The 13421-nt window shown below is 74.2% G+C and carries 12 protein-coding genes, 1 tRNA gene and 1 pseudogene; 8 read left to right on the forward strand and 6 right to left on the reverse strand.

What is annotated here, in order from left to right; translation table 11 throughout:
- Positions 1–10 precede the first annotated feature (10 nt).
- The gene (locus tag ACWCXH_RS34515) at positions 11–1465 is read right to left on the reverse strand and encodes an aminotransferase-like domain-containing protein (RefSeq protein ID WP_449805465.1); all 1455 of its coding nucleotides are present in this window, start codon (positions 1463–1465) and stop codon (positions 11–13) included.
- Between ACWCXH_RS34515 and ACWCXH_RS34520 the strand changes: the two genes are divergently transcribed.
- The 4 genes and pseudogenes from ACWCXH_RS34520 to ACWCXH_RS34535 all read left to right on the forward strand — a co-directional run bounded on the left by ACWCXH_RS34520 (position 1464) and on the right by ACWCXH_RS34535 (position 4226).
- Complete coding sequence (locus ACWCXH_RS34520) at positions 1464–2396, forward strand: DMT family transporter (protein ID WP_449805466.1); 933 nt, start codon at positions 1464–1466, stop codon at positions 2394–2396. The genes ACWCXH_RS34515 and ACWCXH_RS34520 overlap by 2 nt on opposite strands.
- Positions 2397–2426: 30 nt before the next feature.
- A pseudogene (locus tag ACWCXH_RS34525) lies at positions 2427–2660 on the forward strand (cbb3-type cytochrome c oxidase subunit I); the annotation flags it as partial.
- A 180-nt stretch (positions 2661–2840) separates the two neighbouring features.
- Complete coding sequence (locus ACWCXH_RS34530; protein WP_449805467.1) at positions 2841–3266, forward strand: BlaI/MecI/CopY family transcriptional regulator; 426 nt, start codon at positions 2841–2843, stop codon at positions 3264–3266.
- Between the two features lie 3 nt (positions 3267–3269).
- Positions 3270–4226, forward strand: a complete 957-nt coding sequence (locus ACWCXH_RS34535; protein ID WP_449805468.1) for a M56 family metallopeptidase — start codon at positions 3270–3272, stop codon at positions 4224–4226.
- A gap of 5 nt (positions 4227–4231) precedes the next feature.
- On the opposite strand, the gene ACWCXH_RS34540 is transcribed toward ACWCXH_RS34535, so the two are convergent.
- Complete coding sequence (locus tag ACWCXH_RS34540) at positions 4232–4918, reverse strand: FMN-dependent NADH-azoreductase (RefSeq protein ID WP_449805469.1); 687 nt, start codon at positions 4916–4918, stop codon at positions 4232–4234.
- A gap of 74 nt (positions 4919–4992) precedes the next feature.
- Between ACWCXH_RS34540 and ACWCXH_RS34545 the strand changes: the two genes are divergently transcribed.
- The gene (locus tag ACWCXH_RS34545; RefSeq protein WP_449805470.1) at positions 4993–5889 is read left to right on the forward strand and encodes a sigma-70 family RNA polymerase sigma factor; all 897 of its coding nucleotides are present in this window, start codon (positions 4993–4995) and stop codon (positions 5887–5889) included.
- Positions 5890–6002: 113 nt separating this feature from the next.
- Here the strand turns inward: ACWCXH_RS34545 and ACWCXH_RS34550 are convergent, their stop codons facing one another.
- The 3 genes from ACWCXH_RS34550 to ACWCXH_RS34560 all read right to left on the reverse strand — a co-directional run bounded on the left by ACWCXH_RS34550 (position 6003) and on the right by ACWCXH_RS34560 (position 8948).
- Positions 6003–7049 carry a phosphatase PAP2 family protein gene (locus tag ACWCXH_RS34550; RefSeq protein ID WP_449805471.1) on the reverse strand — a complete coding sequence of 349 codons (1047 nt, stop codon included), beginning with the start codon at positions 7047–7049 and terminating at the stop codon, positions 6003–6005.
- Between the two features lie 118 nt (positions 7050–7167).
- Positions 7168–8286, reverse strand: coding sequence for a M24 family metallopeptidase (locus ACWCXH_RS34555; RefSeq protein ID WP_449805472.1), 1119 nt, complete (start codon positions 8284–8286; stop codon positions 7168–7170).
- A 65-nt stretch (positions 8287–8351) separates the two neighbouring features.
- Positions 8352–8948: a hypothetical protein gene (locus tag ACWCXH_RS34560; protein WP_449805473.1), complete on the reverse strand. Its 597-nt coding sequence runs from the start codon at positions 8946–8948 to the stop codon at positions 8352–8354.
- A 285-nt stretch (positions 8949–9233) separates the two neighbouring features.
- On the opposite strand from ACWCXH_RS34560, the gene ACWCXH_RS34565 reads away from it, so the two are divergent.
- Positions 9234–9725 carry a hypothetical protein gene (locus ACWCXH_RS34565; RefSeq protein WP_449805474.1) on the forward strand — a complete coding sequence of 164 codons (492 nt, stop codon included), beginning with the start codon at positions 9234–9236 and terminating at the stop codon, positions 9723–9725.
- Positions 9726–9940: 215 nt separating this feature from the next.
- Here the strand turns inward: ACWCXH_RS34565 and ACWCXH_RS34570 are convergent, their stop codons facing one another.
- On the reverse strand, positions 9941–10429 hold the full coding sequence (locus ACWCXH_RS34570) for a YajQ family cyclic di-GMP-binding protein (protein ID WP_449805475.1): 489 nt from the start codon (positions 10427–10429) through the stop codon (positions 9941–9943).
- Between the two features lie 216 nt (positions 10430–10645).
- Between ACWCXH_RS34570 and ACWCXH_RS34575 the strand changes: the two genes are divergently transcribed.
- Together ACWCXH_RS34575 and ACWCXH_RS34580 are read left to right on the forward strand one after the other, a co-directional pair.
- Positions 10646–10726, forward strand: a tRNA-Tyr gene (locus tag ACWCXH_RS34575).
- A gap of 392 nt (positions 10727–11118) precedes the next feature.
- A complete protein-coding gene (locus ACWCXH_RS34580; protein WP_449805476.1) occupies positions 11119–12951 on the forward strand; it encodes an APC family permease in 1833 nt (610 codons plus the stop codon).
- Positions 12952–13421 lie beyond the last annotated feature (470 nt).

The raw sequence follows: 13421 nt of genomic DNA on the forward strand, positions 1-13421 counted from the left end.
GGGGGGTGACTCAGGAGGTCAGGGTCTCGTAGGCCTGGCGTAGGCGGTGGATGCCCTCGACGGTGTGGGTGGCGCTTTCGGCGGCGGCGTAACTGAGGCGGAGGTGGGCCGCCGGGGGTTCGGCCGGGTGGTAGGGGCGGCCCGGGGTGACGAGGACGCCGGCGCGCCGTGCGGCGGCGGTGAGAGCGGCGTCATCGGTGCCGCCCGGCAGTCGCAGCCACAGGTGGTATCCGCCCGGGCGGTAGTCGCCGACGAAGCCGGGCAGCTCGCGGTGCAGGGCGGCGACGGTGGCGGTACGGCGGTCCCGCAGCTCGGCGCCGAGGGTGCGCAGGTGGCGGGCCCAGCCGGGGTCGGAGACCAGTTCCAGCGTCGCCTCCTGGAGCGGCCGGGGCACGAAGAAGCTGTCCACCACCTGGGTGGCCCGCAGCCGGGCCAGGGCCGGGCCGCGGGCGGTCAGGGCGCCGATCCGCAGGTTGGGCGAGGCCGCCTTGGTCAGGGAGCGCAGGTGCACCACGACGCCGTCCTGGTCGTCGGCGGCCAGCGGGCGCGGCAGCGCGGGCGCGTCGGTGTGGACGAGGAGCCGGGCGAAGTCGTCCTCGATGACGAAAGCGCCGGCGGCCCGGGCGATCCGCAGCACCTCGGCGCGCCGCTCGGGGGAGAGCACCGCGCCGGTCGGGTTCTGGAACAGCGGCTGGCAGACGAAGACCCGGGCCCGGGTGGCCGCGAAGGCGTCGGCCAGCAGGTCGGTGCGGACGCCGTCGGCGTCGACCGGGACGGGGACCGGCCGCAGTCCGGCCGCGTGGAGGACCGCGAGGATCCCCGGATAGGTCGGCGACTCCACCAGGACGGGCGTGCCGGGCGCGGCCAGCGCGCGCACCGCGACGGTGAGCCCGCCCTGCCCGCCCGCGGTGATCAGGACGTCGCCGGCGCCGATCGGTCCGCCGGTGCCGCCGATGTCCCGGGCGAACCAGCCGCGCAGCTCGGTGAGTCCGTCGGTGGGCGGGCGGTCCCAGGCGCCGGGGCGGCGTCCGGCCCGGGCGAGGGCGGCGGCCAGCAGGCGTTCGGGGAGCAGGGTCGCGTGCGGGTAGCCGCTGTTGAGGTCGATGACGCCGGGCGGGGGCACGCTGAGGGTGGCGATCACCGGGGCGGCGAGCAGGTCGCGCGGGCCGGAGCCGGCGCTGAGCGCGACCTCCTGCCAGGAGAGGTCGCCCGGGCGGGCGCTCGGTGCGGCCGGTGCGGCCGGGGCCGCGGCGAAGTGGGCGGCCCGGAACACCCCGGCCCCGGGCCGGGAGACGACCAGGCCCTCCGCCGCGAGCACCGCGATCGCCCGGGAGACCGTCACCGGGCTGACCTGGTGGCGCTCGACGAGGGCACGGCTGGACGGCAGCTTTCGCCCCTCCGGATAGCGCTCGATCTCGCGCCGCAGGGCTTCGGCGAGTTCGGCCACACTGCTACGCTCATTCATGAAGGCACAAGATAGCGCTATCCAGATCCGGGCGGTAGCACCGCGGATCCGGCGGACCGTCACCCCCGGCGCGCCCGCGACCTCCGGCACCGCCCTCGCCGCCCTCGGGGTGCTCCTCTTCTCGTTCAGCTTCCCGGCCACGTCCTGGGCCCTGGCCGGTTTCGGCCCGTGGACGGCCACCGGGCTGCGCGGCGCCGGGGCGGGCGTGCTCGCCGCGCTCTACCTGGCAGCCGTCCGCGCCCCGCTGCCGTCCGGGCGGCAGTGGCCCGGCCTGCTCGTCGTGTCGGCGGGCTGCGTCCTCGGCTTCCCGCTGCTCACCACGCTCGCCCTGCGGATGTCCTCGACGGCGCACTCGGCGGTGGTGATCGGTCTGCTGCCGCTGGCGACGGCGGTGTTCGCGGCGTGGCGCACCGGCCGTCGGCCTTCCCGGGCGTTCTGGAGTGCCGCGCTGGTGGGGGCGGTGGCCGTGATCGCGTTCACCCTGCGGCAGAGCCACGGCCGGCCGACCGTCGCGGACTGCCTCCTGTTCGCGGCGCTGCTCATCTGCGCGGCCGGGTACGCGGAGGGCGGCCGGCTGGCGCGGGATCTGCCGGGGGCTCAGGTGATCGCGTGGGCGGTGGTGGCGGCGCTGCCCGCGACCGTGCTGACCACCGCGCTCGCGCTGCCCGCCGAGCCCGTCCATTTGGGCGCGAAGGCGCTGGCCGGGCTGGCGTACACGGCGGCGGTGTCGCAGTTCGGCGGGTTCGTGCTCTGGTACCGGGGGATGGCCGCGATCGGCGTGCCGCGGGCGAGTCAACTCCAGCTTGCTCAACCGCTGTTGACGCTGCTGTGGGCGGTGCTGCTGCTGGCCGAGGACCTGCCGGCGGCCGCGCCGGTGACGGCCGTGACGGTGCTCGTCTGCATCGCCGTCACCCAGCGCGCCCGCGCGTGAGGAGCCTGTTCGAGTGACGCGTCGCGCGCGCTCCGGGCCCCGGTGAGTGGCCGCTTCCGGATGCCGATCTCCGTCTGGAACATCCTGCTCACCGCGGTCCTGGTGCTGTTCGCGTTCCCGGTGCCGGCGGCGGCGCTGCTCTGCCTGGAGTCGGACCGGCGGTTCGGCTCGCACGTCTTCGACCCGGCCAACGGCGGGGCGATGCTGTGGCAGCACCTGTTCTGGTTCTTCGGGCACCCCGAGGTGTACATCATCGCGCTGCCGTGTTCGTCACCGGGCAGGTGCTGCCGCCGTGCGGAGGCGGGGCGGGGGAGGCGCTGGACCGGCGGCAGGTCGTCCGCGAAGCGGTGTACCGGGGCCGCCCTTCCGGCCGGGCTCGCTCGTTAGGATGAACGGCGTGCCCCGCCGGCTCCGGGGCGCGGCATCCGGAGGGAGTGGGCCGTCATGGCAGACGAGAGGCACGCCCCGGCGGCCGGGGACGCGCCCGCCCGGAGACGCGGCCAGGGCGAGCTGGAGGCCCAGGTGCTGGCGGTGCTCCAGCGCGCGCCCGGCCCGGTCACCGCGGGGTGGGTCCAGGAACGTCTGGAGGGCGGCCTGGCGTACACCACCGTGATGACGATCCTCTCCCGGCTGCACGCCAAGAACGCCGTCTCCCGGACCCGGTCCGGCCGCTCCTACCTCTGGCAGGCGTCCTCCGACGCGGCCGGGCTCGCCGCCCTGCGGATGCGCCGGATGCTCGACGGCGAGGCCGACCGGGACGCCGTCCTGGCGAGCTTCGTGAGCGCCCTGCTCCCGCACGACGAGGAGCTGCTGCGCGCGCTGCTCGACTCGGCGTCCGCCGACCCGGCAGCGGCCGACCGTGAGAGCTGACCCGTGGGCTTCTTCGTCTTCCTCCCGCTGATCCTGCCGCTGACGGCGGTGCCGATCGCGCGTCTGACCGGGCAGCACCTGCACCCGCGCGGCGCGGCCCGGCTGATGACCGTGATCAGCGCGGTGATGGCGGTGTGCAGCGTGCTGTGCCTCGGCCTGATCGGAGTGGTCGGCACCGCGCAGATCCCCGGCAACCCGTTGCCGGACAGCTGGTCCGACCCGGAGGTGCGGGCCGCGCTGCCGTACCACGAGACGGTCGGGACGGCCGCGATGTGGCTGCTGGTCCTGGTCCTGGCGGCCTGCCTGCGGACGGCGTCGCGACACCTGCGGGTGCGGGCGCGGGCCCGGCGGGCGCTGGACGGCCTGCCGAACGGCTCCGGGCCGGACGGCGACCTCGCGGTGCTGCCGGACAGCAGCCCGTACGCGTACGCGCTGCCCGGCTCGCCGGGGCGGGTCGTGGTGTCCACCGGGATGCTGGACGGCCTGGCCGAGGACGAGCGCGAGGCGCTGCTCGCGCACGAGCGGGCGCACCTGGTGCACCGGCACCACCGCTACCTGCTGACCACCCAGCTCGCCGCCAACGTCAACCCGTTCCTGCGTCCGCTCCAGGAGGCGGTGGCCTTCAGCGCGGAGCGGTGGGCGGACGAGGACTCGGCGCAGGTGGTGGGGGACCGGCGGACGACCGCGCGGGCGGTGGCGCGGGCGGCCCTGGTCACGCGGGCCGTCCCGGCCCCGGGTTTCGCGGCCTTCGCCGCCCCGGCACCGGCCCCCGGCCCGGTACCGCGCAGGGTCGCCGCGCTGCTCGGCCCGGTGCCCTCCGCCCGGAACTGGCCGCCGGCGAAGACCCCGGCGGGCCTGGCCGCGATGGTCGCCGCGGTCGGGACGGCGGCGTCGGCGCTGTGCGCGCTCAACGCCGCCGTGGCCCTGCTGGTCGTGCTGAAGGCCGTCACCCCGCTGTAGGACCGTCAGCCGAGGGCCAGCGAGTCGAGCGTGGCCTCGGCCCGCGCGAGCGACTCCGCGGCGATCGGCTGGAGGCCGTTCAGCGCGGGGATGTCGTCGGCCCGGGTGAGTTCGGCGGTCACGATGTGCAGGTTCTCCTCCGTGATGCCGAGGTTGCCGAAGTACGCCCGCAGGTACGGGACCTGGAAGTCGAAGTGCTCGCGCGGGGTGCCCGGCCCGTAGCCGCCGCCGCGGACGGCGACGACCACGACCCGGGTGCGGCGCAGCAGCTTCGCGCCGGTGCCGGCGTCGACGTAGGCGCCGGGGAAGGAGACCCGGTCGATCCACGCCTTGAGGCCGGTCGAGACGGTGAAGTTGTACATCGGGCTGCCGATCAACAGGGTGTCGGCGGCGAGCAGTTGGTCGATCAGCGGGCGGGTGAGCGCCCACTCGTGCTCCTCGTCCGGGCCCTCGGCGAGTGCGGCGACGTCGTCCGGCGGGAGCACGCCCTTGCGCTCGGTGCGGCGGCCGAGGGCGTCGTAGGCGGCGTGCACCGGGGGCACCGGGTCGGCGACGAGGTCGCGGTGGCGGTGGGTGGTGGCGGCGCCGTGCCGGGCGCGCCAGGCGGCGGCGAAGCGGGCGGTCAGGGCGCGGCTGACCGAGCCGGCCGGGCTGATGCTGGAGTCCAGGTGGAGCAGGGTGGCGGACGTCATGGTGCTCTCCTCGTCACCTCGGGGTCCGGTGGAACGTCATAGCGGTGACGGGCCGGGCCGAGGAAAGGTGACCGATGAGCCGGGACGGGATTCTGGACGACACGCTCGCGGCGCGCTTCGAGGCCGAGCGCGGGCGGCTGCGGGCGATCGCGCAGCGGATGCTCGGGTCGACGGGCGAGGCGGAGGACGCCGTCCAGGAGGCCTGGCTGCGGCTCGGCCGGACCGACCCGGAGGACCTGGCGAACCTGCCGGGCTGGCTGACCACCGTCGTCTCCCGGCTCTGCCTGGACCTCCTGCGGGCCCGCGCGGTGCGCCGCGAGGAGCCGGCCGACGAGGCGCTGTCCGAGGAGCCGGGCGAGGCCGGGGACCCGGAGCGGGAGGCGTTGCTGGTCGAGTCGGTCGGCCGGGCGCTGCTCGTGGTGCTGGACCGGCTGGGCCCGGCCGAGCGGGTCGCCTTCGTGCTGCACGACGGCTTCGCGGTGCCGTTCGAGCAGATCGCGCCGATCGTCGGCCGGACGCCGGTGGCCGCCAAGAAGCTGGCCAGCCGGGCCCGGCAGCGGGTGCGCGGGACGGCCGTCGAGCCGCCGGAGCGCCTGGCCGGGCACCGGCGGGTCGTGGAGGCCTTCCTGTCCGCCGCTCGCGGCGGGGACCTGGCCGAGCTGCTGGCCGTGCTCGCGCCGGACGTGGTCCGCCGGGCCGACCCGGCCGCGCTGCCCGCCGGCCGGTCGCCGGTCGCGCGCGGCGCGCTCACGGTCGCGCGGGAGACGACGGTCTTCGGCCGCCGGGCCCGCTTCGGCGCGGTGGCCCTGGTCGACGGCGTGCCCGGCATCCTGATCGCCCCGGGCGGGCGGCTTCGGCTGGTGCTGCGGGTGGCGGTCGCGGACGGCCTGGTGGCCGGGTACGAGGTGGTCGCCGACCCGGCCCGCCTGGCCGCGCTGGAGCTGGCGCTGCTCCCCGAGGACGGTTCCTGATCAGGACTCGGCGGCGAGCCGGACGATCGTCCGGGCGCTGATCCGCGAGCTGCGGGCGGGGCCGCTCCCGGACGGGCCGGCGGGAGTCTGACGACGGACCCCGGGGTGTCGGATCACGCGGTGTCCCTGGTGGACGGTAGCGGCCTGGTGGCGGGTGCCACGTGCACCAGCCTGCATTCGTCCTCCCGGCGACCGGCCCGGCGGGACCGGAGCAACCGGAGGCCGAAGACCACCACGGCCGCGTACGTCCAGCCCGCCAGGATGTCGACGATGAAGTGCTCGGCGCCGTACACCAGCGTGAAGGCCATCGCGAGCGGATAGGCGACGAGCAGCGCGCGCAGCCAGGGGCGGGCGGTCGGCCAGAAGAAGAACAGCAGCATCGCCGGGTAGGCGGAGTGCAGCGAGGGCATGGCGGCGACGTCGTTGGCGAACTGGCTGCCGTTCTCGAAGACGGACTGCGCCTGCGGCAGCCCGATGTCGGTGAGCACCGAGGACACCACCCGGGTCAGCCCGGGCAGGTGGCCCTCCTGGGCGACCAGCCACGGCGGGTCGGCCGGGTAGAGCAGGTAGGTCGCGAAGCCGGCGAAGGTCAACGCCAGGTAGCAGGTGAGCAGGTGGACGTACCGTGCGTGGTTGCGCCGCCAGAGCACCGCGAGGATCACGAAGACCAGGAAGAAGTGCGAGAGGTAGACCGTGACCGCCGCGTAGTCGTACCAGTGCGGTGAGCCGGGCGTGTAGAGCGCGTGCTGGAGCCGGACGGTCCAGGTCTGGCCGAAGCCGAGCACCTTGTCGGCGTCCAGCTGCGGCAGCCAGTACGGCGCCCACGGGGTGTGCGCGCCGTAGCCGCGCAGCAGCGAGTACGTCCAGACCGCGGCCATGACCGGCACCCAGTCGCGCAGGACCAGGAGGAAGCCGCGGGGACCCTGCCCGCTGTGCGCGGCGGCGGTCAGCAGGGCACCGATCAGCCAGCAGAAGACCACGTCGTTGGCGGACGGCAGGCCGTTGCCGCGCACGTACCAGGCGAGGGCCGCCAGGTAGAGCGGCCACGCCAGGAGCCGCAGCGGCCGGAGTCTGGCCGCGAGGTGCACCGGGCCCACCGGGCTAGGCCGCCCGGCCCGCACGAGTCGTGGTGGCGCGGCCGGACGCAGCAGGTTGGTCATGCCCGCTGAAACTAGCGAGGCAAGCTGGGAGGAGCCTTGATGAACGATGACCGGATCTTAAGAAAGTCCTACTCGGCATGGGTGGTTTGGGCCGGTTCGGGGCTGCTCGGCAGCCGGTTCAGGAGACGATTCCGAGCTCGTGCGGGGTGTTGTTGAAGCGCCGCCCGCCGGTCGCCGTGACGGTGACGATGTCCTCGATCCGCACCCCGAAGCGGCCGGGCAGGTACACCCCGGGCTCGATCGAGAAGCACATGCCGGGCACCAGCGGCTGCTCCTCGCCCTCGACCAGGTACGGCGGTTCGTGCGTGGTGATGCCGATGCCGTGGCCGGTGCGGTGGATGAAGTACTCGCCGTAGCCGGCCTCGGTGATGACCCGGCGGGCGATCCGGTCGATCTCCTGGCAGCCGATCCCGGGCCGGACGGCCTCGAAGGCCGCCTGCTGGGCGCGCCGGACGATGTCGTGCACCTTCCGCACCTCGTCCGGGACGTCCGTGCCGACGTGGACCGTCCGCGTGGTGTCCGAGCCGTAGCCGTCCTTGAGGCCGCCGAAGTCGAGCACCACGGTGTCACCCCGCCGGATCATCCGCTCGCCGGCCTCGTGGTGCGGGTTGGCGCCGTTGGGGCCGGAGCCGACGACGGTGAAGTCGACCTGGCTGTGCCCGTACTGGATGAGCAGCGCGCCCAGGTCGGCGGCGACGTCGGTCTCCCGGCGCCCGGCGAACTCGACCTCCAGGACGCCCCGGTAGGCGGCGTCCGCGGCGCCGCCGGCCGCGGCGAGGCGATCCAGCTCGTCGGCGTCCTTGACCGCGCGCAGCATCGGCAGGCTCGCGGTGAGCGAGGTGAACCCGGCGCCGGGCAGTGCGCCCTGGAGGCCGAGCAGGTGCATCGCCCACGCGTTGTCGGAGATGCCGTACCGTCCGGCCGGGTCGAGCAGCGGGACGGCGGTGGCGTACGGGTCCTCGCCGTCGGTCCAGTCGAGCAGCCGGACGGCCGGGGCTCCGGGCGCCTTCTCGGCGTCCGGGCGTTCCAGCTTGGGGACGATCAGCGCGGGTTCGCGGCCGGCGCCGAGCACGAGGGCGGTGAGCCGCTCGGTGATCGCGGTGGGCTGGTAGCCGCACAGGTAGGCCAGGTCGGGGCCGGGGGCGACGACCAGGCCGGTCAGTCCGGCGGCGGCCGCGTCGGCGGCGGCGCGGGCTATCCGGGCGCGGTAGTCCTCGGTGGTGAAGGGTCGGGGCACGGGTCTTCCTCCTCATCATCCGGACGGGCTGCTGCTTGGAACTCCATCACGCGCCCGAGGCTCCGTCACGTGTACGGAGCGCCGTCGAACGGCCGGGGCCCCGGCGCACCCGCGCGGCCCCGGCGACACTGACGCGGGAAGGACGCCTCGACGTGGGCCATGTGCTCGATCTCGCCCGGGTCGACGCTCTCGTCCGGCGCGTGGATCAGGCGGCGCGGCTCCTCGACGCCCGTCGGGATGATCTCCGCCTCGGGGCAGGTGGTGGCGGGGACGCCGGAGAGCGGGATCGAGCCGCCCAGGCCGAGGAAGGACGTCGGCCGGCCGCAGGCCTCCTGCACCGCCCCGTCGGGCGCGGCGTACGCGGGCCCGCCGGCGCCGTTGGGCAGGCCGTACTTCCGCCGCGCCCGGCCCGGTGCGTTCGACGGGTCGTCGCAGACGGCGCCGCCGTTCTCGCCGAGGGTGTGCACGATCCGGTCCTGCGCCGGCACCGGGTAGTCGGCCGGACCCGGCGCTTCGGACAGTTGCTCGGCCTTCCGGCCGGCCGGGTCGGTGGCGTGCGGTCGGGTGCACGAGAGCCGTCCGGTGATCAGCATCGCGACCAGCAGGACGATCGAGTCCAGGTGGATCCGGCGGTGCCGGGACGCCATCGGGTTGGCGGTCATGCCGCACCTCCTTCGGTGCCGCGCAGCGCTCCGTCGGTGCTGCGCGGCTCGGCGGCCTCCGGCGGCGGGCCGCACCCGGCCAGTTCACCCGGTTGCCCGGAGCGCCGCATGCGGCGTGCGCCCGCCCGGGTGACCGCGCATCGGCGCATCGGCGTGCCGGCGTGCGGTGGTGCGACTTCGGACGCGCCCCGGGCGGGGGAGTCCGGGCGCCTGCGCGGACCCCGGCCGGCCACGGAATCATAAATTCCGGGCGGGTTGTCGGTGCCGTGGGACACGATGTCCCGCATGTCGTATGAACTCCGAGCGCTGATCGGCACGTTGGAGCTGCTGACGGTGGCGGCCGCCGAGGTGCCGGCCGCCCGCGTGGCGCCGCTCGCGCAAGGGCTGGCGCTGATCCCGGCCACTCCCGCGTTCCTGTCCGCCTTCCGGACCGGCGGTGACGAGCGCAAGTCCGACGGCGGCGCCGGCTTCGCCTGGCATCCGGAGGGCTTCGAACTGCGGCTCGCGGCCTGGTCCAAGGCGAGCCCGATCGCCTGCGTCGAGGCCGAATTCTTCGGCGGCACCGGCACCCAGCGCGCCGCCGTCTGGTCCGACGGCCGGCTCGAACTCGGGCCGCTCACCAGTGCGTTCGAGCTCTTCACCGCCGAGGGCAGCCCGATCTCCCGCGCCCTGCGGCAGCTCGGCGCCCGGGTGGAGGAGGGGCGGACGGACGAGTTCGGGGCGGTCGGCCTCGACGCCCACCGCAGCACCGACGGCTGGGCGGCGACGACCGGTTGAGCCACGCCGTGGGTACGGGCCGCCGCGCTGACCGCAGCCCTCGTGCTGACCCGGGTCGCCTCGGTGTCCGCCACCGTCGCGGGCAACGGCGCCGCGGCGGCCCGCCCCGCCGTCCACCCCCACCCCACCGCCGACTGCCCCCACCCGCCGCGCCACACGCGAAAGCCCCGGTCCCGTACGTGGGACCGGGGCTCTGCCACTTCCTCGCGGAGAGGTCAGCGGTAGTTCACGAACTGGATCGCGAAGTCGAGGTCCTTGCCCTTGAGGAGGGCCTGGACGGCCTGGAGGTCGTCGCGGCTCTTGGAGCTGACGCGCAGTTCGTCGCCCTGGACCTGGGCCTTGACGCCCTTCGGGCCCTCGTCGCGGATGATCTTCGCGACCTTCTTGGCATCGTCCGTGGAGATGCCCTCCTTCACGTTCGCGAAGATCTTGTACTCCTTGCCGGACAGCTGCGGGTCGCCGGCGTCCAGAGCCTTCAGCGACAGCCCGCGCTTGACGAACTTGCTCTGCAGCACGTCCAGGATGGCCTTCACGCGCTCCTCGCCGTTGGCCTTCATCTCGATCTTCTCGCCGGAACGGCTGATCTCGCCGCCGACGTTCTTGAAGTCGAAGCGCGTGGCGATCTCGCGGGAGGTCTGGTTGATCGCGTTGTCGACCTCCTGCCACTCGACCTTCGAGACGATGTCGAAACTGGAGTCGGCCATGGGTGTTGGTCTCCTTGATGCTCTGGCTTCACTGGCACGGCTCGCCCCGCTGGACGCCCGCCGCCCCAGCCTATCCAGCGGCACCCCGCCGCCGCCCCCGACAGCCACGCCGAAGGCCTTGATCATCATGTGGCCGACCGAGTGGCGAAGCACCCCCTGGCATCGGGTATCGTTTACGGAGTCGAACGGGGCAAGGCCCCGGGAGGCGCCAATCCTGGCTGGTTGCCCGAGCGGCCAAAGGGAGCAGACTGTAAATCTGTCGCGCAAGCTACGCAGGTTCGAACCCTGCACCAGCCACAGGATAGAGAAACAGCCCCTGATCTGCGGAAACGCGGATCAGGGGCTGTTTTCGTCGCTCCCGTCGCGGTCCGCCACCCGGAGTGCGGGTGTGCGCGGGCAGGGCGACTTATTGCACATCACTTGCAATTGCTGACTAAGGGCAGCAGAGTGGGAGCCCGGGGGTGGGAGTCCTTCTCGTCTTCCCAACCGGCGACCGCCGTGACAGTGGCCCACCCACCCCCGCCCACGCCTTCCCCCTGCGCCCGCCGCGCCTCTGCCGCGCCCCCGTGTGCGGCGTCAACGACGCGTAAAAGCCGCCCGTGGCAGCGTCAGGAACGCGTACAGGCCAAAGCAGCGTCGGGCCCCGCCCCGCAGGATCGGAGCAACTACCGACCGCGGAGGTCCCGTCGATGCCCAGCGCCGTCTCCACCCAGGCCGTCTCGGCCGACCCCCGCCCCCCGGATACCGGCGCGGGCGACGAACGGCACCGCCTCACGGCGCTCGGCGGCCTGGCCGCCCTCTCGCTGGACGCCATGGCCTCGGTGGCGTACGGACCGGAGTCGATCGTCCTCGTGCTCGCCGCGGCCGGGGCGCACGGGCTGGGCTTCACGCTCCCCGTCACCGTGGCGATCGCCGTCCTGCTGGCCGTGCTGGTGGCCTCCTACCGGCAGGTGATCGCGGCCTTCCCGGACGGCGGCGGGTCGTACGCGGTCGCCAAGGAGCACCTGGGCCGCCGGACCGCCCTCACCGCGGCGGCCTCGCTGGTCATCGACTACATCCTGAACGTCGCGGTCTCGGTGACCGCGGGCGTGGCCGCGCTCACCTCGGCCGTGCCGGGCCTGTACGACGACCGGATCTGGCTCTGCCTCGGCGTGCTGGCCCTGGTGACGGCCGTCAACCTCCGCGGGATAGCCGAGTCGGCCCGCTGGTTCATGGCGCCGACCGCCGTCTTCGTCGTCTCGATCCTGGCGATCATCGTGGTCGGCCTGTTCCGGGACGCTCCCGCCAGCACCGCGGCCGCCGCCGGCCACGCGTCCGTGCTGGCCGAGAACGCGACCACCGTCGGCGCGCTGCTCCTGCTCAAGTCCTTCGCCGCCGGGTGCTCGGCGCTGACCGGTGTCGAGGCGGTGGCGAACGCCGTCCCCTCTTTCCGCACACCGCGCGTCAAGCGCGCGCAGAACACCGAGGTCGCGCTGGGCGCGCTGCTCGGCGTGATGCTGATCGGACTGGCCGTGCTGATCGGCCGCTTCCACCTCCAGCCGGTCGAGGGCGTCACCGTGCTCGCCCAGCTGGCCGACGCCTCGCTCGGCCACGGCGCCGCGTTCTACGTCGTCCAGTTCTCCACCGTGGTCCTGCTCGGCCTGGCCGCCAACACCTCCTTCGGCGGCCTGCCGGTCCTGCTCCACCTGCTCGCCCGGGACAACCACCTCCCGCACGTGTTCGCGCTGCGCGCCGACCGGCAGGTGCACCGGCACGGCGTCCTGTTCCTCGCGGTCGCCTCGGCGGTGCTGCTGGTCGGCTCCGGCGGCGACGTCAACAGCCTGGTGCCGCTGTTCTCGATCGGCGTGTTCGTCGGCTTCACCATCTGCCAGGTCGGCATGGTGAAGCACTGGTACCTGCACCGGCCGGCCAACTGGCGGTGGAAGGCCGCGCTGAACGGCTTCGGCGCCGTGCTCACCGGCGTCGCGACGCTCGTCGTCACCGGCACCAAGTTCACCGAGGGCGCCTGGGGCATCGTGGTGGCGCTGCCGCTGCTGGTGCTGCTCTTCGAGCTGGTCCACCGCAGCTACGGAAAGATCGGCGAGCGGCTGGAGCTGGGCCGGGTGCCCGGCGCGGTGACCCGCCGGCGCAGCCTGGTCGTCGTCCCGGTGACGGCGATCACCCGGCTCACCCGGGACGGCCTGTCCGCGGCGCTGTCGCTCGGCGACGAGGTGATGGCGGTGACCGTCGTGCACGAGCAGGCCGAGGCCGAGGCGCTGCGCCGCGACTGGGAGCTGTGGGAGCCGGGCGTGCCGTTGGTGGAGATCCCGGACGACCACCGCCGGCTGGGCCAGCCGATCGCGGACTTCGTGAACAGGCTCGGGGAGGAGCGCGCGTACGACCGGCTGACCGTGCTGATCCCCGAGGTGGAGCCGGCCCACTGGTACCAGTGGGCGCTGCAGAACCGGCGGGGCGCCGTGATCGACCGCGCCCTGCGCCGGAGCACCGACGCGGTCGTCTGCCGCCTCCGCATGAGGATGTGAAAGACGGGGTGGCAATGTGCCCACCAGCACCCACCGGGCTCTCCCGGGCCGCCCACGCGGCCTGGGAGAGCCCTTCGGCGTCTTGCCGCGCAAGCGAACGGTCCACGCAGTGAACGGTCCCCGTGCCCGGATCCGTCGCTTTTCCGGTCTCGGCCCGATCACGACGGTCTCGGAGCGGTGAAGCGGACGTCAAAGTCGCGTCAACGTCCCATCGTCACCCGTATGGAGGGCGTCAGGAACCCGTAACGCCCCTCTGACGGCTGGTTTGCTGCTTCAGCCGGTCGTCCGCCGGCGCCGCGCAGTGCCCCCCGGCCGGTCGCGGCAGTCTCCCGAACCACGCTGGTGGAGCCCATGTCCGACCTCATCTACGTCGGTGTCACGGTCGCCGTGTTCGCCGTCATCGCCCTGATCGCGCGGGGGGTGGAGAAGCTGTGAGCGTAGAGAACCTCGCAGGTCTGATCGTGGCCGTC

The sequence above is a fragment of the Kitasatospora sp. NPDC001660 genome, assembly GCF_053596725.1.

Excerpts from the sequence above, each read along its gene's own strand:
- ACWCXH_RS34520 (WP_449805466.1), top strand. The coding sequence starts at position 1,464 with ATGAAGGCACAAGATAGCGCTATCCAGATCCGGGCGGTAGCACCGCGG.
- ACWCXH_RS34515 (WP_449805465.1), bottom strand. The coding sequence starts at position 1,465 with ATGAATGAGCGTAGCAGTGTGGCCGAACTCGCCGAAGCCCTGCGGCGC.
- ACWCXH_RS34530 (WP_449805467.1), top strand. The coding sequence starts at position 2,841 with ATGGCAGACGAGAGGCACGCCCCGGCGGCCGGGGACGCGCCCGCCCGG.
- ACWCXH_RS34540 (WP_449805469.1), bottom strand. The coding sequence starts at position 4,918 with ATGACGTCCGCCACCCTGCTCCACCTGGACTCCAGCATCAGCCCGGCC.
- ACWCXH_RS34545 (WP_449805470.1), top strand. The coding sequence starts at position 4,993 with ATGAGCCGGGACGGGATTCTGGACGACACGCTCGCGGCGCGCTTCGAG.
- ACWCXH_RS34550 (WP_449805471.1), bottom strand. The coding sequence starts at position 7,049 with ATGACCAACCTGCTGCGTCCGGCCGCGCCACCACGACTCGTGCGGGCC.
- ACWCXH_RS34560 (WP_449805473.1), bottom strand. The coding sequence starts at position 8,948 with ATGACCGCCAACCCGATGGCGTCCCGGCACCGCCGGATCCACCTGGAC.
- ACWCXH_RS34565 (WP_449805474.1), top strand. The coding sequence starts at position 9,234 with ATGTCGTATGAACTCCGAGCGCTGATCGGCACGTTGGAGCTGCTGACG.
- ACWCXH_RS34570 (WP_449805475.1), bottom strand. The coding sequence starts at position 10,429 with ATGGCCGACTCCAGTTTCGACATCGTCTCGAAGGTCGAGTGGCAGGAG.
- ACWCXH_RS34580 (WP_449805476.1), top strand. The coding sequence starts at position 11,119 with ATGCCCAGCGCCGTCTCCACCCAGGCCGTCTCGGCCGACCCCCGCCCC.